We start from the raw sequence: 18,955 nt of genomic DNA on the forward strand, positions 1-18,955 counted from the left end.
TGCCCGCGACGAGTGTAGGGAGGGAGGGGGTCCGGTCAATTTTCCGGCTGCCGGACAGGGGGCCTACATTTCGGCTGCGCGTTGCACCAGAGGGGGTATGGTGCCGCCACGATTTCCTGGAGGTACATCGCCATGGCAGACAACGACAAGCCGTCCTCGAGCGAGGAGGAGTACTTCGCCCGCGAGGAGATTGAGAAGAAGCGGAAGCTTGCGCTCCAGCAGGCCGCCGACACGGCCCAGGCCCAGCGCGACGAGCTCAAGAAGCTCCACTGGATGAAGTGCCCCAAGTGCGGCATGGACCTGCAGACGCTCAAGCAGGGCAAGGTCGAGCTGGAGACGTGCTTCAACTGCGGCGGAGTCTTCCTGGACGCCGGCGAGCTGGACCAGATGGTGGCGCAGCACGGGCACGAGGGTGGCGGCAAGGTGATGGGCGCCATCCTGAACCTCTTCAAGAAGAAGTAGACCCGAGGTCCCGGGGAGGTCTGCGGGCATGGCCCTCACGCTCGAGCAGGTGCGACACGTGGCCACGCTGGCGCGGCTGGCGCTGACTCCTGAAGAGGAGCAGCGCATGGCCACGCAGCTGTCGGCGGTGTTGGACGCGGTGGCGCAGTTGCAGACCCTGGACGTGGGGGACGTGGAGCCCACCTCGCATGCCACGCTCACGGCCTCGCTGCTCCGCGAGGACGTGACGCGGCCCTCCCTGCCGCCGGAGAAGGTGCTGGCCAACGCCCCGGCGAAGTCGGGGACCTCCTTCGCGGTGCCGAAAATCATCGACTAGCCGAAGGGGTTCCACGTCATGCAGCTGACGGACCTGACGATGCTGGAGCTCGCGCGGAAGCTGGACGCGGGCGAGGTGTCCTCCGTGGAGGCCACCCGCGCGTGCCTGGCGCGCATCCAACAGGTGGACCCGAGGATTCGCGCCTTCCTGCGCGTGGACGAGCAGGGCGCGCTGGCGGCCGCGGAGGCGAGTGACGCCCGCAGGCGCGCGGGGACCCCGGCGAGCCCGCTGGACGGCGTGCCGGTGGGGCTCAAGGACCTGTTCCTCACCGAGGGCGTGGAGACGACCGCCGGCTCGCGCGTGCTGGAGGGCTTCGTGCCGCCGCTGGACGCGACGGTGGTGCGGCTCCTGAAGGAGGCGGGGCTGCCGCTGGTCGGCAAGCTGAACCTGGACGAGTTCGCGATGGGCTCCTCGAACGAGTCCAGCGCGTACCACCCCACGCACAACCCCTGGGACGTGACGCGTACGCCGGGCGGCTCCTCGGGAGGCTCGGCGGCGGCGGTGGCCGCGCGCGAGGTGTTCGGCGCGCTGGGCACGGACACGGGCGGCTCCATCCGTCAGCCCGCGGCCTTCACCAACACGGTGGGGCTCAAGCCCACGTACGGGCGGGTGTCCCGCTACGGCGTCATCGCGTATGCGTCGTCGCTGGACCAGCCGGGGCCCATGACGCGCACGGTGTCGGACGCGGCGGCGCTGCTGCAGGTCATCGCGCGGCACGACCCGCTGGACGCGACGAGCGCGCCGGCGAAGACGCCAGACTACTCGGCGGAGCTGGAGAGCGGGGTGCGCGGGCTGAAGCTGGGCGTGCCGCGCGAGTACTTCGCCGAAGGCATGGACCCGGAGGTGGAGGCTTCCGTCCGCGCCGCGCTGGCCGAGTACGAGCGGCTGGGTGCGACGCTGGTGGACGTGTCGCTGCCGCATACGCAGTACGCGCTGGCGACGTACTACCTCATCGCGCCCGCCGAGGCGTCCAGCAACCTGGCGCGCTACGACGGCATCCGCTACGGGCTGCGCGCGAAAGACGCGCGGGGGCTCAAGGAGCTGTACGCGCAGACGCGCGAGCGGGGCTTCGGACCGGAGGTGAAGCGCCGCATCATGCTGGGCACGTACGCGCTGTCCGCCGGCTACTACGACGCCTACTACCTGCGCGCGCAGAAGGTCCGCACGCTCATCCGCGAGGACTTCACGCGCGCCTTCAAGGACGTGGACGCGCTGGTGGCCCCCATCTCCCCCGTGGCGCCGTTCAAGCTGGGGGAGAAGGTGGATGACCCGCTGTCCATGTACCTGATGGACGTCTACACGCTGCCCTGCAACCTTGCGGGCATCCCTGGCCTGTCGGTGCCCTGCGGCTTCACGAAGGCGGGGCTGCCGGTGGGGCTGCAGGTGCTGGGGCGGGCCTTCGACGAGGCCCTGCTGCTGCGCATCGCTCGGGCCTTCGAGCGTGAGCACGACTTCTTCCGCCGCCTCGCGCCTGTCCCGGCGTAGGGCCGCTTGGTGACACCGCCATGCCCGTGAGCGATTTCCAGCCCGTCATCGGCCTCGAGGTCCACGCGCAGCTCCTCACGCAGTCCAAGATTTTCTGTGGCTGCTCCACCGCGTTCGGCGCCGAGCCCAATCGGAACACCTGTCCGGTGTGCCTGGGCATGCCCGGCGTGCTGCCCGTGCTCAACGAGCGCGTGGTGGACTTCGCCATCCGCGCGGGGCTCGCGCTGGAGTGCCGCGTCAACGCCAGGAGCGTGTGGAGCCGGAAGAACTACTTCTATCCGGACCTGCCCAAGGGCTACCAGATCACCCAGTACGACCTGCCCATCTGCGAGTTCGGGCGCCTGGCCATCGAGACGCCGCGGGGGGAGAAGGTCATCCGCGTCCGCCGCATCCACATGGAGGAGGACGCGGGCAAGAGCGTGCACGACGGGGACGGGGGCCAGAGCCTGGTGGACCTGAACCGGGCGGGCGTGCCACTGATTGAGATTGTCAGCGACCCGGACCTGCGCGACGCGGACGAGGCGGTGGAGTACCTCAAGGCGCTGCGCGACATCCTGGTGTACCTGGGGGTCAACGACGGCAACCTGGAGGAGGGCAGCTTCCGCTGCGACGCCAACGTGTCGGTGATGCCCAAGGGCTCCGACACGTTCGGCCAGCGCTGCGAGCTGAAGAACCTCAACTCGTTCCGCTTCGTGAAGCAGGCCATCGAGTACGAGATTGCCCGGCAGGTGGACGTCATCGAGTCCGGCGGGAAGGTGGACCAGGAGACGCGGCTGTGGGACCCGAACAAGGGCGTCTCGCGCTCGATGCGCAGCAAGGAGGACGCGCACGACTACCGGTACTTCCCGGAGCCGGACCTGCCGCCGCTGCACGTGACGACGGAGGTCGTCGAGGCGGTGGGCAGGTCGCTGCCCGAGCTGCCGCGCGCGAAGCTCCAGCGCTTCGTGAGCCAGTACGGGCTGCCCGCGTATGACGCGCGCCTGCTCACCACGGAGCGCCCGCTCGCGGACTTCTTCGAGGCGTGCGCCCAGCGCTACCCGGACGCGAAGAAGCTCTCCAACTGGTTCCAGGGGGAGCTGCTGCGGCTGCTCAAGGAGTCGGGCACCACCGTGGGCGAGGTGCGCTTCACGCCCGCACAGCTCGCGGAGCTGCTGACCCTGGTGGACCAGGGCACGGTGTCCGGCAACGCGGGCAAGGACGTGCTCGGGGAGATGTTCCGCACGGGCCGCGCGCCCGCGGACATCGTCGCGGAGAAGGGCCTGGCGCAGGTGCGCGACACGGGCGCCATCGAGGCGGTGGTGGACGACATCCTCGCGAAGAACCTGGGCGAGGTGGAGAAGTACCGCGCGGGCAAGAAGCAGGTGTTCGGCTTCTTCGTGGGGCAGGTGATGCGCGCCATGAAGGGCAAGGGCAACCCCACGCTCGTCAATGATTTGCTGAAGAAGAAGCTCGGCGACTGACGACGCGGGCCCTCTTCCGCAAGGGGGCTCCGCATGCGCGAGGGCCCGTCGTGGGTTGGCACTGGGGCAGAGCCGATGGGCGGGCGCGAGCGCAGGACGCCGTCCATCACCTCACGAGGACTGCCGCGCGTTGGAGGCGATGTTCAGGGCGCGAGCGCGTGAAGCGCTCATCACCTTTCGAGGACGTGCCTCGGGTTGGCGCGCGTCAGGCGGCGCAGACCGGTACGAGCGCGTGAAGCACTTCATCGGCTCGTGAAGGCTCCGCTCGTGCGAGGACTCGCGTCGTTCCCCCGCTCGTGCGCTCGACGATGAGCGAGGGCGCCTCGAAGCGCTGGTCGAACAGCTCACCCGCGAGCTGCGCCGTCACGGTGTAGCGGACGTGACGCAGGGCCGGCAGTTGCCCGAGGAGCCCCTCGTCGAGCGAGCGTTCATCCCAGTCCCCTGGATGCGCGGAGGGATGGGCGACGACCTGTGCTCGCCATGTGTCCAGGTACTGTGCGCAGGGGACGAACCAGGGCTCCTTCGACGTGCGAGGTCGCGCGGCACCGTCGTAGCCAAGCAGTGTCCCCAGTCTGCCGAACGGCGTGTCGATGAGCGTCAAGTCCTCGGGCCGGCCGGGGCTCAGGCGCAGGCGGTCCTCGCTCGCAGGCAGGACGTTCACCTTGCGCGCCGTGGCCACGCGGACACCCTCGGGTGAGAAGGTGTGGCTGGTGTTGAAGATGCGCGCGCCCCGGGGCTCGAAGTCCGGGCCGTCCTTGGTCAGGCGGTTGTCGGGGAGGAACGCGCTGCCCGCGACGACCCACAGGCCGAAGTCCCGGGCGATGGCGGAGAAGGTCTCGTGCATCACCCGGTGCACGCGCGACGCGAGCGTGGCGTGCAAGCACTCCACCATCGTCGGCGGGTGGAACTCCTTCCACGTGCGCCACACGTCCCACCACTCGGCGCGCGCCACCCTCCGCAGCGCGCTCCTCACCGTCGTGTGGCGCTGCACGCGCTGCACGTGGCCCAGCAGCTCCAGCGGCGCCCCCACCCACTCGGGCCACACGGCGAGGGCGGGATGGCGCGGACGACCTGCCTCGTCGCGGGTCCGCAGGCGGTCCACCCGCTCGGCGAGCGCGCGGTGCCTCGCGGCGAAGGTGGAAGGGGAGGCGTAGTCCTCCAGCGCGACGCGCGGCTGGAGGGCGAACAGCTCCACATGCGTGGGCAGGCGTGCTTCGTCCACGAGTGCATCCAATGCCCGGTGGGACGCGCGCGTCGGACACCGGACGGTGAGGGACTACTTGATGAGCCCGTTCTCGCGCAGGCGCTGCTGCAGGAAGGCGCCGGCGGTGATGGGCCCGTGGCGGGCGGGGTTCTCCGGCGTCTGGGTGCAGGGCAGGGGCTCCAGCACGCAGTCGGAGTAGGGGTGCACGAAGAAGGGCAGCGAGTAGCGGACGGTGTCCTCGTCCGCGCTCTTCGGGTTCACCACCCGGTGCGTGGTGGCGGGGATGACCTCGTTCGTCACGCGGCTGAGCATGTCGCCCGAGTCCACGACGATCTGCCCGCGCAGCGTGTCCACCGGCAGCCACTCGCCATCGCGCGTGAGCAACTCCAGGCCCGACGCGGTGCCCTCGCACAGCAGGGTGATGAGGTTGATGTCCTCGTGCTCGGCGGCGCGCACGCCTCCGGGGATGAAGCGCTCCTTCAGCGGCGGGTAGTGGATGAGGCGCAGCACGGAGTTGCCATCCGTGGCCATGCCGCTGAAGGTGTCGCGCGCCACGCCGAAGAACTCGGCCAGCGCGTGGAGCATCACGCTCGCGGCGCCATCCAGCTCGCGGAAGAGGGCGAGCGCGTGCTCGCGGAACGAGGGGACCTCGCCGGGCCACACGTTGGCGCCGTAGTGCTTCAGGTATGGGTGGCCTTCGGGCAGCTCGCGGCCCACGTGCCAGAACTCCTTCAGGTCCCCCACCTTGCGGTCCTTCGCGTGCTCCTTGCCGAAGCCCGTGTAGCCGCGCTGGCCGGCGAGCTCCGGCACCGCGTAGCGCGTCTTCACGTCCTCGGGGAGCTGGAAGAGCTGCTCGACGTCCGAGTAGGTGCGGCGGATGAGGCCATCGTCGATGCCATGTCCCACCACGGAGACGAAGCCGAACTCACGCAGACCCTCGCCGAAGACTTGGACGAAGCGGGCTCGCTCGGTGGGAGTGCCGGTGCGGTAGTGGGACAGGTCGATGAGGGGGATGCGGCGTGAGGTTCCGGACATGGGCGCCGCACTCTAATCGAGCGTGATGGATTGTCGGCACCTTCAGCGTCCGCCGGAGGACCGTCTCCTGGCACCGCGGCGCGAGAGCCCACTTCGCCAGCCGACATCACCGGAGGCCGGCAGTGGCCCCGCCTGGACGTGAATGTCCAGATTAGCTGGGCAGGCCCGGGGGAGTGGCATGGCCCAGGAGAGCAGCGCTGATGCGTGCGAGGCGTGCGGCCACCGACATGGGTCGGCGTCGTCATGCTCGACGCTGGTCCGAGCCGAGGGTGAGAGCGTGCCCGCTCGGCCCCGCTGTTCGTCCGTCTCCGTGGAGGTGGACCCGCTGGTGGGCACGAAGCTGGGGAGCTTCCGGCTGGTGCGTCGGCTGGGCCGCGGGGGGATGGGCGCGGTGTACCTGGGCGAGCACGTGTCCATTGGCAGCCGGGTGGCGGTGAAGGTGCTGCACGAGCACCTGGCGACGTACCCGGAGCTGGTGCAGCGCTTCCACGCGGAGGCGCGGGCCGTGAATGTCATCGGCCACGAGAACATCGTCAGCATCTTCGACCTGAACGCGGGGCCGCCCAGGCCGTACCTCATCATGGAGTATCTGGATGGGGCGCCCTTGTCCGCGTGGGTCGGCTCGCCGCTGCCGGCGCCGGCGGTGGTGTCGGTGCTCTCGCAGGTGTGCGACGCGCTGCAGGCGGCGCACCTGAGCGGCATCGTCCATCGCGACCTGAAGCCGGACAATGTCTTCCTGGTTCGGCGCGGGCGGGGCACGCCGTTCGTGAAGGTGCTCGACTTCGGTATCGCGAAGCTGGCGGACGCGAACATGCCGCAGACCCACGCCGGCATCATCGTGGGTACGCCCGAGTACATGGCGCCCGAGCAGTCCCTGAGTCGACGGGTGGATGGTCGCGCGGACCTGTATGCGCTGGGGGTGATTGCGTATCAGTTGGTGACAGGTCGGCTGCCGTTCGAGGACGAGGGGCTGACGGCGCAGTTGGTGGCGCATCAGATGCGGGCGCCTCCGCCGCCCCGGTCCGTGCATGCGGCCGTGCCCGTGTCGTTGGAGCGGGTCATCCTGCGCGCGCTCGAGAAGGCGCCGGAGCAGCGGTACGCGACGGCGGCGCTCCTGCGCGCGGCGCTGGAGGGGGCACTGGCCGAGGAAATCCATGTCCGGTCTCGGCAGGCGCGGCCCGTGGAGCCCGCTGTTCGAGCCCGGAGTGTTCCCGCACCCGTGGCGGGTCCGGGGCCCGTGGCGGGCGAGGGGAGGAACGCGCTTCCCGTTCCGGTGATGCTCGAGACGGACCTGCCCGAGCCCGTGTCGAACGGGAGTGTGGCGCCGCGACAGGGCCGGCCCGTGGAGGGCGTGAAGTCGACTGGGGCCCGGCCCGTGGAGGGGGCGAAGCCGCACGGGGCACGGTCCGAGGAGGCCCGTCTCTCGCCGCCGGGACTCGTGCACGCGGTGGGCGAGGTGTCGACGTCGGGAGGCCCGCGACCGTCGCCGCGCGCCCAGGTGTCGCAGCCTGTGGATGCGAGGGGGGCGGGGGCGGGGGCGCGTCCGTCTCCGGCTGTGCCCGTGCAATCGCCAGTGGGAGCGATGCCAGCGGGGGCGCGTCCGTCGCCGTCCGTACCCGTGCAATCGCCGATGGGGGCGATGCCACCGGGGGGGCGTCCGTCGCCGTCCGTGCCCATGCAATCGCCGATGGGGGCGATGCCACCGGGGGGGCGTCCGTCGCCGTCCGTGCCCATGCAATCGCCGATGGGGGCGATGCCATCTGGGGCGCGCCGATCTCCGTCTGTGCCCGTTCACTCACCAGTGGGCGCGATGCCACCGGGGTCGCGTCCGTCGCCGCAGGTGCTGGTGCAATCGCCGATAGGAGCGATGCCACCGGGGTCGCGTCCGTCGCCGCAGGTGCTGGTGCAATCGCCGATAGGGGCGATGCCACCGGGGGCGCGTCCGTCGCCGCCGGTGCCGGTTCAATCGCCGATAGGAGCGATGTCGCCGGGGGCTGGGCCTGCCCCGATGCAGGCTCGGCCGTCCGTCGAGGCACGACCGGAGGCTGCTCGACGTCCTTCGCCATCGCCTCACGCACAGGCCCGACCGTCCGTCGGCGAGAAGTCAGCGGAGGCACGTCGTCCTTCGCCATCGCCCCACGCACAGGCCCGGCCGTCCATCGACGCGAAGCCAGCAGAGGAGGCTCGTCGTCCTTCCCCATCAGGGATGGCTCGTCCACGCACCGACGAGATGTCGGCGGAGGCTCGTCGTCCGTCGTCCCCGGGCAGCCCACCCCGCGCGTCCGATGTCGCGCCCTCCGGGCGCCCGTCATCCGACAGACGCGATGCTCCAATGCTCGCCACACCGAACCACAGCGCGCCGGCTGCCCCGCTGTCGTCCGGACGGAGCGTGCCTCCCGTCCCCACGCCGAAGGGGGTCGCGGCGTCGGAGGACTCCGTCGCGCCCTGGTCCCCGGTCGCGAGCCTCGCATCCCGGAACTGGGGCGCCGCTGTGCAGAACGCCTCGGGCGCTGCACCTCCGGTCCTCCACCCCTCCGGCGACGGAGCCCAGCCCAGCCCCAGCGAAGTCTCACAAGCCGCCCGGCCGCGCACGGTGGAACTCCCCGTTCGCGTCGTGCTGCGCCCGGGCGAGACGCCGGTCTGGCTGACCGCGTCCGACCTGTCTCGCGGTGGGTTGTTCCTGCGCAGCGACGGCCTGTTGCCCCCGCTGTTCGCGCGACTGCCGCTCGTTCTGGAACTGGAGTCGGGCCCGCAGTCCGTCGTCTGCGAGGTGGTGCGCCACGTGCCCGCGGAGCAGGCCCAGGTCTGGGGGATGCCCACCGGCTTCGGCGTCCAGTTCGTCGAGGCCACCCTGGCCCTCAAGTCCTCCGTGGACGCGCTCCTGCGCGCGGGTCCTGGCAGACGGGTGGCTCCGCCCGCAGCCGCCTCACCCTCGGAGGACAAGGAGGCCGCCCGCGTGCTGGAGGCCTATCGGGCCCGCTTGACGGGGGACCACTACGCCGTGCTGGCCGTCCCCCCCGACCTGGACATGGGCTCCCTGCGCCGTTGCACCCGCGAGGCCCGAACCACCCTGGAGTCCCTGCGACAGCGTCCCCTGTCCTCCGCGCAGTCCCTGCTGCTCGACTCGGTGCTCACCCGGCTGCACGAAGCGGGGGAGGTGCTGGGCACCGTGACGCAGCGGGCGCTGTACGACGCCTGGCGGGGCAATCACCGGGGCGTCGCGCGCTGCCTCGAGGCAGGGCTCACGCCCGAGCAGCTCGAGTCCCTCCGCCGCGAGTTCCTCACCCGGCGGCCCCAGTCCGCGGGCATGGCGCGCGTGCACTACCTGTCCGGCTCCGCCCTGGAGCGCGAGGGCCAGCTTGCCCGCGCCCTGGAGACCTACGAGCGGGGCCTCGCCCTGGACCCCCTGGAGTCCAGCCTCCATCACCGCTACCGCAGCGTCCGTCGCGCGCTGGACGCCCGGGGCGCCGCCGCGGAGCCCTCGAACGAGAGGGCCCGGCCCCCCTGAGGGGAGCCGGGCCCGGTGCCACCAGCTCGGACGGCGGGCTACCCACCTACCCACCGGCCGCCGCGGCGCAAGCGGCGCTGAGGCCCTCTGCCCGCTGGAAGCAGGCGCTGAACTGATCGACCCACTCCATCTCGGCTCCCACCCGGCAATCGGGCAGGCCCCGGATGCAGTCCGCCACGTCCTGCAGGCGGTCCTTGTCGCTGTCCGAGCAGGCCTCCAGTGCGTCCTCGCAGCGCCCCTTGTCGAAGTCCTCCTCGTCCATCCCCGTGTCGGTCCCACAGGCCTCCGTCTGATCGTTCACCGCCCGGCTCGCGTCGGCCAGGTCGTCGCAGACGTCGTCGCCGCCACAGCCGACGCCGAACAAAAGGGTGCCGGCGGCCACCAGGCCGTACATGAGTTTCTTCATTGTGGAATTCCCCCCGGGGGTTGATGGTAGGACGGTGTGAGGCCGGGCTTTTCGGCCGGACCATCAGGTAGGGGCGCCTGGGAGCGGGGGCAATCTGCACCGCCGGACGAGATGATCCAGCATCCGTCTTGACTCCCCAGGGCATCTCCCGTAAATCCGGCCGTCCTTTGCGCTAGGGCGGCCCGTCCGTCCGAAATGCGCGGCCGATTCCACGGGTTGACCCAACCCGAAGCTGACAGGGGTTAGACGATGTACGCAGTGATTCGCACGGGCGGAAAGCAGTATCGCGTCGCCGAGGGCGATGTCCTCCGGATCGAGAAGATCGCCGGCGACATCGGGGCCGAGGTGTCCTTCACCGACATTCTCCTGCTGGGCGGTACGGACAGCCCGAAGGTGGGCCGGCCGACGGTCTCCGGCGCTCGCGTCGTGGGCAAGGTCCTGGCGCAGGACAAGCACCGCCGCGTCCTCCACTTCCGCAAGGAGAAGGAGGGTTGGACCCGTCGCCGTGGCCACCGTCAGCCGTACACCGAGGTGAAGGTCACCTCCATCTCCGGCTAGTCCGGACGGTTTCACCTCAACTTCAGGAGCAAGGTGTCATGGCCCATAAAAAAGGTCAGGGTTCTTCGCGCAACGGTCGCGATTCCAATCCGCAGTACCGCGGCGTGAAGGTGTACGGAGGCCAGGAGGTCTCGGCCGGCAGCATCCTGGTTCGCCAGGTCGGCACGGTCATCCACGCGGGCGCGAACGTGAAGCTCGGCCGCGACTACACCCTCTACTCGGTGGTGGACGGCGTGGTGAAGTACGAGCGCCTGGGCCGCGACCGCAAGAAGGTTTCGGTCTACCCGGCCGCTGAGCAGCCCAGCGCCTGACGGTTTCCCGGCCCCTCTGAGGGCCGGTCGCCGCGCGGCATCCACGAGCGGGTCGCTTCTCCCGTCCCCGCGCCTTCTGGCGCACAGGACGTGAGGCGGCCCGCTCTGCGTTTTTCAGGAGAGCTTTCATGAAGTTCGTCGACGAGGTCCGCATCTTCGTGAAGGCGGGCGATGGCGGTAACGGCTGTGTGTCCTTCCGCCGTGAGAAGTTCATCGAGCGCGGGGGTCCCAACGGCGGTGACGGCGGCAACGGTGGCTCCGTCATCTTCGTGGCGGATCCGCAGCTGACCACGCTGCTCGACTACCGCTACCAGCAGCACCACCGCGCGAAGAGCGGCGAGCACGGCATGGGCAACGACTGTAACGGTCGCGCCGCGGAGGACATGATCCTCAAGGTGCCGGTGGGCACGCTCGTGAAGGACCACGCCACGGAGGAGCTGCTGGTGGACCTGAGCCAGCCGGGGCAGGTCTGGGAGGCGGCGAAGGGCGGGCGGGGCGGCCTGGGCAACATGAACTTCGCGACCTCGACGCGGCAGACGCCGCGCTTCGCCCAGGACGGGACGAAGGGCGAGGAGTTCACGCTGCGGCTGGAGCTGAAGCTGCTGGCCGACGTGGGCCTGCTGGGCTTCCCCAACGCGGGCAAGAGCACGTTCATCTCGCGGGTGAGCCGGGCGCGGCCGAAGATCGCCGACTACCCGTTCACCACGCTGGCCCCCAACCTGGGCATGGTCCAGTACAAGGACCACCTGTCGTTCGTCATGGCGGACATCCCCGGCATCATCGAGGGCGCCAGCGAGGGCGTGGGCCTGGGGCACCAGTTCCTGCGGCACGTGGAGCGGTGCAAGGTGTTGATCCACCTCATCGACATGGGCGCGGAGGGCGAGGGGCGCGAGCCGCTGCACGACTTCGACGTGCTCAACCGGGAGCTGGAGAAGTACAGCGAGGAGCTGTCGAGGCGGCCCCAGGTCGTCGCGGCGAACAAGCAGGACCTGCCGGACGCGCAGGCGCGGCTGGGGCCCTTCACGGAGGCCCTGCGTGAGCGCGGCATCCGCGTGTTCCCGGTGTCGTGCGCCACGGGCGAGGGGATGCAGGCGCTGATGGACGCGGTGGCGGAGGTGCTGTTCACCGGCCGCACCGACAAGCTCCACGTGGAGGCGCCGCCTCGGGCCAAGGGCGCGGCGAGGAAGTCCGGGGCCTCCGTGGCCAGGGCGACCATCGCGGCGGTGCGCGAGGCGTTCTCGGGCAGCGAGGCTCCGAGCACGAAGAAGGCCCCGGCGAAGAAGGTCGCCAAGGCGAAGAGCACGAAGGCTCCGGCGAAGAAGGCCGCCAGCGCGAAGAAGAAGCCGGCCACGAAGAGCGCGAAGGCTCCGGCGAAGAAGGGCGCGGCGAAGAGGGCTGCGGCGAAGACCACCAAGGCCGCCGCGAAGAAGGCTCCGGCGAAGAAGCCGGCCGCGAAGAAGACCTCGGCCAAGAAGGCCGCCACGAAGAAGGCTCCGGCGAAGAAGCCGGCCGCGAAGAAGGCCCCGGCGAAGAAGTCGGGCGGGAGGCGCTGATCCGATGTCCGGTGGTGGCCCTCGCTACGAGCGCTTCGAGAAGGACAAGCTGGAGCCCGAGCAGTTCCTCCTCGACGTGCGCAAGGAGAAGATCGACCGCGTCGTCAGTCAACGCACGCGCAACTTCACGGTGGTCCTGGACCGGCTGGAGGACAGCTTCAACATGGCCGCGGTGCTGCGCACCTGCGAGTCCATGGGCGTCCAGGAGGTGCACGTCGTCATCAACCCGGAGGCCCCCTTCCTGCCGAACTCGAGGGTGGCCCAGGGCTGTGACAAGTGGCTGGACGTGAAGCTGTACAAGTCCTTCGCCGAGTGCCGCGAGCACCTGAAGTCGCGGGGCTTCCAGTTGTACGCCTCGGCCATCCGCGAGGGCGCCACCAGCCTCTACTCGCTGCGCTTCGACCAGAAGGTGGCCATCGTCCTCGGCAACGAGCGCTACGGCGTCAGCGACGACGTGCTCAACGCCGTGGACGGCACCTTCTGGGTGCCGATGAAGGGCTTCAGTCAGAGCCTCAACATCTCCGCGGCCGCCTCGGCGTGCGTCAGCCGGGCGATTGCCTGGCGGGACGAGCACCTGGAAGGCGGCTCGGGGGACCTGCCGCCCGAGGAGGCGCAGGCCCTGCGCGAGCGCTTCTACGTGCTGGCCATCAAACAGAGGAAGCGGCTCTTCAAGAAGCAGCCATGAATGCCGGCCCCCCGGGGCGCGTCGGTATGGGGTAGATGGACGCCGGGGGCCTACCTGCCCTCCTGGAGACGCACGCCATGTTCCTGGAAACCCTGCTCGCCACGCTCCTGTCCGCGCAAGCCGTGCCGCAGTCCGCCGCTCCCGCTCCGGCCGTCACGGTGGCCCAGGGAGCCCCGGCGGGCGCTGGAAAGCCCCTGGTCACTCCGTCCGAGGCGGCGAAGACTCCGGCGCCCTCCGGTGTGAATCAGGCCGCTCCCGCGCAGGCGCCGGGCAAGCCGGCCACGACGCCCGCGCCGGCCGCCGAGACGAAGCCCGCGGCGAAGCCGGCCACGCCGATGACGCCCGAGGTGAAGACGCTCGTCGACCGGATGCAGGCGTTCTACGAGAAGACGGGCGACTTCCGGGCGAGCTTCAAGCAGGACTACAAGTACAAGACCTTCCGCCGGACGCAGTCGTCCGAGGGCGTCGTCACGTACAAGAAGCCGGGGCTGATGCGGTGGGAGTACCAGACGCCCTCCGCGCGCACCTTCGTGCTGGCCGGCAACAAGGTCTACGCGTACGACCCCGCGGCCCAGTCGCTCACGGTGGCCAGCGTGGACACCAGCCAGCTGTCCGCGTCGGTGACGTTCCTCTTCGGGCAGGGGCGGCTCGCGGACGAGTTCGCCATCACCAAGGGCGCCTGCAAGGACTGCAAGGGCACGCTGCTGGTGTTGAACCCGCTGAAGGAGGAGCCGCGCTTCAAGCAGGTGCGGCTGGAGGTGGACCCGGCGTCGGCCCAGGTGCTGAAGAGCACGGTGGTGGACCCGGATGGCAGCGAGAACACCATCTCCTTCGTGAACCTGAAGACGAACGTGGGCCTGGCCGCGGACAGCTTCAAGCTGGATGTCCCGGACGACACGCGCGTGGATGACTTCACCAAGCAGAAGAAGCAGTAATCTGCGCGGCGTGCGCGGCGCGTTCCTGCTCTGGCTGTGTCTGGGTGTGATGGGCTCGGGATGTCACCGGGAGGTGGCGCCCGGCCCGTCGTCCCGGACCGAGGGGCTGGTGGGCCGCACGTTGCCGCTGTTGGCCTCGCCCGCGCTGAGGCTCACGGTGGCGGGGAAGCTGGGGACGCGGACGGTGCCCGTCGTCCTGGACGTGGCGCGGCCCCTGTCGATGGTCTCCCAGGAGTGCTTCGAGGGCGGCATCCCTCCGCCCGAGGGCACCGTGCGCGCGCCCGAAATCGCCGGGGGCTTTCGTGCCTGGCCGGTGGTGCCGTTGCCCGCGCTCACGGTGGGGGGCGCGTCCGTGCCGCTGCGCACGGCGGGCGTGTCCGGGGAGAAGCCCTGCTCGGTCACGCTGGGCTCGGACGTGCTGGAGCCCTACGCGCTCACCGTGGACCCCTTGCGTCGCGAGGTGACCTTCACGGCCTCTCGGTCGCGGGAGGCGTATGTGGCGGAGACCTCCGCGTCGGACGCGGCGCGGGAGGTCCACAGCGTGGAGCTCAGCCGCGAGCCGGTGGGGGACTGGCCGCTGCTGGCCGCTCGGGTGGCACAGGGGGAGTCGGAGCTCACGGGCCCGTTCGTGTTGTCGACGCGGGAGCCCTTCTCGCGCATCGCGCTGGGGCCCGCGGAGGCGCAGGGGCTGCAGCCGTTGGAGACGGCGGCGAACCTGCCGCCACGCACCTTCGCGGTGGACTCGGTGGACGTGGCGGAGGGCGTGGGCGTGCGGCCTCTCGTCGTCGAAGCGGCGGGGCGATGGGACTCACCGAGCAGCCTCGGTCGACTGGGCCCGGATGTCTGGGGGCGCTTCACCGCGACGCTGGACGCGAAGGGCGGGGTGCTGGTGCTGCGCAGGCCCCGGGTCCTCGCGTCCGAGGCTTCAGCGTCGAGGGGCACCGAGGCGCTCGGCCCGGACAACGTGGAGAGCGTGGGGCGGATGCAGGGCAGCTCTCCCGACTCGGGCATCGCGTCGGGAGGAGGCGCCTCGTCGAAGGGGGCTCGTCCCGACGGCCTCTCCACGCCAGCGCCAGGGCCCGTAGCCGCGTTGGAGGACACGCATGACGCCGCTCCTGCTGTATCGAGCCCCGGGCCGGCGGCCACACCGTCGGAGGTCTCTCGGGAGGTCTCCAGCCCGTCGGGAGCTCCATCTTCACGGCTGACACCGCGCCAGCGCTGCGCGGATGCACACGGTGTCTTCAGCGAGGAGGCCTGTTACGGGCTCCATGTGCGCCGCGAGCCGGACGGGACGGTCTCCGTGGTCGGCGCGGTGTTCCGAGACCTCCCAGAGGGAGGCCGGGTGCACCTGGAGCCGGTGGGCGCGGAGGGGCAGCGCCTGGAACCGGGCTGCGCGGTGGGCCTGAGCTTCCCCGCCACCAGCCGGGGTCTCACGACGCAGCACCGTCTGCCCTGGCCCTCCCTGGCGCAATCGCTGCCCGCGTGCCACGCCGCGCTCACGCAGGCGAAGGACTTCCGGCTGTCCCTCTACGAGGAGGCACGTCAGCCCGAGTGCCCCACGGCGTGCGCCTTCGTCACCGAGACGGCCACGCGCCGCACGGTGTGCGAGTGCCAGCCCACGCCGCTCGGAGAAGGCGTCGCGGCGCCATCCCGCAAGAAGACCTCTCGCGAGCCCCCGCCCGAGGAGCGCGAGCTGGAGCCCGAGGACCCTCGGTAGTCGCGCGCGGGCTCGCGCAACACGCGCCGAGGCCCCGTGCACCCACGTGAGCGGGCGCGAGCGGCACTGTCGAGGAGCCTCGCTCCCTCCAGTCACCGGGATCTTCCTCGGGGCTCCGTCGCGAGTACGGTGAGCTGCCCCGAGGCGCGTGGTGCCGAGGAGCCTCGCTCCCTCCAGGCACCTCACTCCAGACAGCCAGACGCCCGGGCCACGTCGCGAAAGGCGCGCGGCCCGGGATGCTTCACGTCTACTCCAGCCGCGTCACAGGCCGGGGCGCGGGCACCACCGGCACGGGGGCCGGGTGCGCGTCACGCGCCACGTGCTGACGCTGCTTCGGGTCCGGCCGCTCCACCACGCGCGCCACCAGGTCGTAGTCGTGCGCCTCCGTCACCTCCACGGTGACGAGCTCACCCGGGTACGCCAGGCCGTCGTTGATGTAGACCAGACCGTCAATCTCGGGCGCCTGCCCCTGGTGGCGACCCACCAGCAGGTGCTCCGTCTCCGGCGCCGGGCCCTCCACCAGGACCTCCAGCCGCTTGCCCACGAGCTTCTTGTTCTGCTCGCGGTTGATGCGCTTCTGGATGGCCATCACCTCGCGCCACCGGCGCTCGATGATCTTCTGCGGCACCTTGTCGGGAAGGTCGTACGCCGCCGTGCCCTCCTCGTCGGAGTACTGGAAGACGCCCAGGCGCTCGAAGCGCTGCGTCTTCACGAACTCCTTCAACATCTCGAAGTCCTCCTCCGTCTCACCCGGCAGGCCCACGATGAGCGACGTGCGCATCACCAGCCCCGGCACGCGCTCACGCAGCTTGGTGAGCAGCCCCTTGAGGAACTCCGAGTTGCGGCCGCGCTTCATCGACAAGAGCAGCTTGTCGCTGACGTGCTGCACCGGCATGTCCAGGTAGCGGGCAATCTTCGGCTCCGCCGCCATCACCTCGATGAGCTCGTCCGGGAACACGCGCGGGTAGGCGTAGTGCAGGCGGATCCACCGCACGTCCACCTTCACCAGCGCCTTGAGCAAATCGTGCAGCTTCGGGCGGCCCGGCAGGTCATGCCCGTACGCCGTGAGGTCCTGCGCGACCAGGTTCAGCTCCTGCACGCCGCTGTCCGCCAGCCGCTGCGCCTCGATGACGATGTCTTCGATGGTGCGCGAGCGCTGCCCGCCGCGCAGCGTGGGGATGATGCAGAACGCGCAGGCGTTGTCACAGCCCTCGGACACCTTGAGGTACGCCGTGTACTTCGGCATCGAGTTGATGCGCGGCGTGTCGGCGTCGTGGATGTAGTCGGGGTCCGGAATCACCTGACGCGGCGACGCCTCGGCCGCCAGCAGGTCGCCAATCTGGGCGTACGCGCTGGTGCCCAGGAAGTGGTCCACCTCCGGCATCTCCTTCGCCAGCTCCTCGCCGTAGCGCTGGGACAGACAGCCCGTCACCACCAGCGTGCTGCAGCTCCCCGACTTCTTCAGCTCGGCCATCTCCAGGATGGAGTCCACCGACTCCTGCTTGGCCGGACCGATGAAGGCGCACGTGTTGACGACGATGACCTGCGCCTCGGAGGCCTCCTGCACCAGCGTGTAGCCGCGGTGCTTCAGCGTGCCGAGCATCACCTCGGAGTCCACCCGGTTCTTCGGGCAGCCGAGGGTCATCATGTACAGGCTCTTGGTGGTTTCCACTGCGGTCTACCTGCTTCCCAGTTCGGTTCGCGTGAAGTGGTCCCCACTCCAAACGAAGTTCATCATCGCGCCGTTCGAGTAACGGATGGTCAGCCCGTCCTCTTCGTCCAGCTCCACCGAGGACGCGCGCCCCAGCGCGCAGGTGGCGGCCGGCCACTCGAGCACTCGCCGCGCCGTCTTCCCCGTCACGAGGTAGAGCCCCAACCGCAGCTCCGTCTCGGCGTCGCATTGACCCGCGACGGCATATGGATTCTTCCCCGAGAGCACCGTCACGAAGGACAGCTCGCCTGTCAGGCTGAGGGACTCGGGGACGTTCACGTTCACCGACTTGGCGTCCACGGGCTTGCCCACCACCAGCTCGCGCAGCGACTCGGGGGACAGCTCCTCGTCCCCCTGCGCCCAGGCCGGGTAGCTGAGCAGGTCCCACCCCAGCCAGCCGGTGGCCGCGGGCTCCAGCGCCGTCACGGACTCGGGCGGCTTGAGCTTGAGCGCCTTGCGCGGCTCGTCCGGCAGCCGCAGCGCCTCGCCCACCATGGTGCCGCTCTGGCAGTTGGAGACGGGCACGCCCTTGCCCTCGCCGTCCTGGTCCTCGTAGGTGATGCACACGTCCATCACCATCGGGTCGATGGAGGGGAAGCGCGGCAGCGCGCGCACCGGCACCGCCGCCACCAGCGACAGCGTGGTGCCCCGGCGCTCCACCGCCCCGTTCACCTTCTGCTGGGCGAACTCCGGCGTCCCGCTGGTCGCGCCCGAGTCCCGCTTGCCGTCGAACCCGAAGCGCCACGTGTAGCCCGTCGTGAGCGGGCCCGTGTCCGGGAAGTAGATGGACAGCGTGACGGTGTCGCCCGCGAGCAGCTGGTCATCCTTGGCGTCCACGCCCACGTAGAGCGTGTCCTTGCGGAAGCCCACCTTGGCGGTGAACGACGCGCTGGCGCCGGACACGTCCGTGGACTTGAGCGTCAGCGGCGAGGCGAAGCCCTTCAGGCCGCCCTGCAGCTTCGGCGGCTTGGACATGTTGGGCACCAGCTTGGACGGCCGGGGCGGGGGAAGGGCTTCGTCCTGCGCGGAGGCAATGGCCGGGACACAGAGCAGACAGCAGAGGGACAGGGCAGCGACTCGCATGGCTTCTATCAATCGCGGAAGTTGGTGAACTGCATGTCCAGCTTCAGTCGGTCCTGCTCCTTGCGGAACAGGGCGATGGCGGCCTGGAGGTCGTCCCGGTTCTTCCCGGTGACTCGCAGCTGGTCGGCCTGGATGGAGCCCTGCACCTTCATCTTCGAATCCTTGAGGAGCTTCACCAGCTCCTTGGACTTCTCCACCGGGATGCCCTGCTGGAGCTTGATGACCTGCTTCACGTTGTGCAGGCCCGTCTTCTCGATGTCGCCGTAGTCGAGCGCGTTCAAGCTGATGTTGCGCTTGGCCAGCTTCGCCAGCAGGACGACCTTGGCGGCCTTGACGTGGTCCTCGCTGTTGGCCTTCACGGTGATGGCCGTGTTGTCCGGGGCGATGACTACGTCCGCCTGCGCACCCTGGAAGTCATAGCGGGTGCTGAGCTCCTTCTTGGTCTGGTTGACCGCGTTGTCGAGCTCGGCGATGTCGATTTTCGAGACGACGTCGAACGAGGGCATGGGCAACAGCGGCGCTTAAC

Annotated in this window: 17 protein-coding genes and 1 pseudogene; 12 read left to right on the plus strand and 6 right to left on the minus strand. The window is 70.1% G+C overall.

What is annotated here, in order from left to right; all coding sequences use genetic code 11:
* The first annotated feature begins 132 nt into the window (after positions 1 to 132).
* Genes AC6JA9_RS08210 through gatB form a run of 4 tightly spaced genes read left to right on the plus strand, consistent with a single transcriptional unit; the run spans position 133 to position 3,723 of the window.
* A complete protein-coding gene (locus AC6JA9_RS08210) occupies positions 133 to 462 on the plus strand; it encodes a TFIIB-type zinc ribbon-containing protein (protein WP_141328100.1) in 330 nt (109 codons plus the stop codon).
* 28 nt (positions 463 to 490) lie between these two features.
* Positions 491 to 778: an Asp-tRNA(Asn)/Glu-tRNA(Gln) amidotransferase subunit GatC gene (gene gatC, locus AC6JA9_RS08215; protein WP_223747751.1), complete on the plus strand. Its 288-nt coding sequence runs from the start codon at positions 491 to 493 to the stop codon at positions 776 to 778.
* 18 nt (positions 779 to 796) lie between these two features.
* The gene (gatA, locus tag AC6JA9_RS08220) at positions 797 to 2,263 is read left to right on the plus strand and encodes an Asp-tRNA(Asn)/Glu-tRNA(Gln) amidotransferase subunit GatA (RefSeq protein ID WP_223785728.1); all 1,467 of its coding nucleotides are present in this window, start codon (positions 797 to 799) and stop codon (positions 2,261 to 2,263) included.
* A gap of 20 nt (positions 2,264 to 2,283) precedes the next feature.
* Positions 2,284 to 3,723: an Asp-tRNA(Asn)/Glu-tRNA(Gln) amidotransferase subunit GatB gene (gene gatB, locus AC6JA9_RS08225; protein WP_223785727.1), complete on the plus strand. Its 1,440-nt coding sequence runs from the start codon at positions 2,284 to 2,286 to the stop codon at positions 3,721 to 3,723.
* Positions 3,724 to 3,928: 205 nt separating this feature from the next.
* Here the strand turns inward: gatB and AC6JA9_RS08230 are convergent, their stop codons facing one another.
* Together AC6JA9_RS08230 and AC6JA9_RS08235 are read right to left on the minus strand one after the other, a co-directional pair.
* Positions 3,929 to 4,945, minus strand: a complete 1,017-nt coding sequence (locus AC6JA9_RS08230) for a carbon-nitrogen hydrolase family protein (protein ID WP_497959376.1) — start codon at positions 4,943 to 4,945, stop codon at positions 3,929 to 3,931.
* Positions 4,946 to 4,999: 54 nt separating this feature from the next.
* Positions 5,000 to 5,962, minus strand: coding sequence for an isopenicillin N synthase family dioxygenase (locus AC6JA9_RS08235; RefSeq protein ID WP_223747755.1), 963 nt, complete (start codon positions 5,960 to 5,962; stop codon positions 5,000 to 5,002).
* Between the two features lie 178 nt (positions 5,963 to 6,140).
* On the opposite strand from AC6JA9_RS08235, the pseudogene AC6JA9_RS08240 reads away from it, so the two are divergent.
* Both AC6JA9_RS08240 and AC6JA9_RS08245 read left to right on the plus strand, forming a co-directional pair.
* Positions 6,141 to 7,232, plus strand: a pseudogene (locus tag AC6JA9_RS08240) (serine/threonine-protein kinase); the annotation flags it as partial.
* A gap of 1,323 nt (positions 7,233 to 8,555) precedes the next feature.
* Positions 8,556 to 9,470: a PilZ domain-containing protein gene (locus AC6JA9_RS08245; RefSeq protein WP_497960647.1), complete on the plus strand. Its 915-nt coding sequence runs from the start codon at positions 8,556 to 8,558 to the stop codon at positions 9,468 to 9,470.
* A gap of 46 nt (positions 9,471 to 9,516) precedes the next feature.
* Here AC6JA9_RS08245 and AC6JA9_RS08250 read toward each other — a convergent pair whose 3' ends face one another.
* Positions 9,517 to 9,876: a hypothetical protein gene (locus AC6JA9_RS08250; protein ID WP_223785725.1), complete on the minus strand. Its 360-nt coding sequence runs from the start codon at positions 9,874 to 9,876 to the stop codon at positions 9,517 to 9,519.
* A 249-nt stretch (positions 9,877 to 10,125) separates the two neighbouring features.
* Here AC6JA9_RS08250 and rplU point away from each other — a divergent pair, with 249 nt between their 5' ends.
* The 6 genes from rplU to AC6JA9_RS08280 all read left to right on the plus strand — a co-directional run bounded on the left by rplU (position 10,126) and on the right by AC6JA9_RS08280 (position 15,635).
* Complete coding sequence (gene rplU / locus AC6JA9_RS08255; protein ID WP_223747757.1) at positions 10,126 to 10,434, plus strand: 50S ribosomal protein L21; 309 nt, start codon at positions 10,126 to 10,128, stop codon at positions 10,432 to 10,434.
* 38 nt (positions 10,435 to 10,472) lie between these two features.
* Positions 10,473 to 10,745 carry a 50S ribosomal protein L27 gene (gene rpmA, locus AC6JA9_RS08260; RefSeq protein ID WP_046711556.1) on the plus strand — a complete coding sequence of 91 codons (273 nt, stop codon included), beginning with the start codon at positions 10,473 to 10,475 and terminating at the stop codon, positions 10,743 to 10,745.
* Positions 10,746 to 10,873: 128 nt separating this feature from the next.
* A complete protein-coding gene (obgE, locus tag AC6JA9_RS08265; protein ID WP_223747758.1) occupies positions 10,874 to 12,298 on the plus strand; it encodes a GTPase ObgE in 1,425 nt (474 codons plus the stop codon).
* A gap of 4 nt (positions 12,299 to 12,302) precedes the next feature.
* Positions 12,303 to 12,983 (plus strand): TrmH family RNA methyltransferase, encoded by a 681-nt coding sequence (locus AC6JA9_RS08270; RefSeq protein ID WP_046711558.1) that lies wholly within the window; start codon positions 12,303 to 12,305, stop codon positions 12,981 to 12,983.
* Between the two features lie 77 nt (positions 12,984 to 13,060).
* Positions 13,061 to 13,918 carry an outer membrane lipoprotein periplasmic chaperone LolA gene (gene lolA / locus AC6JA9_RS08275; RefSeq protein ID WP_408891641.1) on the plus strand — a complete coding sequence of 286 codons (858 nt, stop codon included), beginning with the start codon at positions 13,061 to 13,063 and terminating at the stop codon, positions 13,916 to 13,918.
* 49 nt (positions 13,919 to 13,967) lie between these two features.
* Positions 13,968 to 15,635 (plus strand): hypothetical protein, encoded by a 1,668-nt coding sequence (locus tag AC6JA9_RS08280; protein WP_408891771.1) that lies wholly within the window; start codon positions 13,968 to 13,970, stop codon positions 15,633 to 15,635.
* Between the two features lie 247 nt (positions 15,636 to 15,882).
* On the opposite strand, the gene rimO is transcribed toward AC6JA9_RS08280, so the two are convergent.
* The 3 genes from rimO to AC6JA9_RS08295 are packed head-to-tail and all read right to left on the minus strand — an operon-like array spanning position 15,883 to position 18,935.
* Complete coding sequence (gene rimO / locus AC6JA9_RS08285; RefSeq protein WP_274622640.1) at positions 15,883 to 17,280, minus strand: 30S ribosomal protein S12 methylthiotransferase RimO; 1,398 nt, start codon at positions 17,278 to 17,280, stop codon at positions 15,883 to 15,885.
* A 33-nt stretch (positions 17,281 to 17,313) separates the two neighbouring features.
* On the minus strand, positions 17,314 to 18,429 hold the full coding sequence (locus AC6JA9_RS08290) for a DOMON domain-containing protein (RefSeq protein ID WP_223747762.1): 1,116 nt from the start codon (positions 18,427 to 18,429) through the stop codon (positions 17,314 to 17,316).
* A gap of 8 nt (positions 18,430 to 18,437) precedes the next feature.
* Positions 18,438 to 18,935: a YajQ family cyclic di-GMP-binding protein gene (locus AC6JA9_RS08295; protein WP_046711562.1), complete on the minus strand. Its 498-nt coding sequence runs from the start codon at positions 18,933 to 18,935 to the stop codon at positions 18,438 to 18,440.
* Between the last annotated feature and the right edge of the window lie 20 nt (positions 18,936 to 18,955).

The sequence above is a fragment of the Myxococcus sp. MH1 genome (assembly GCF_059738865.1).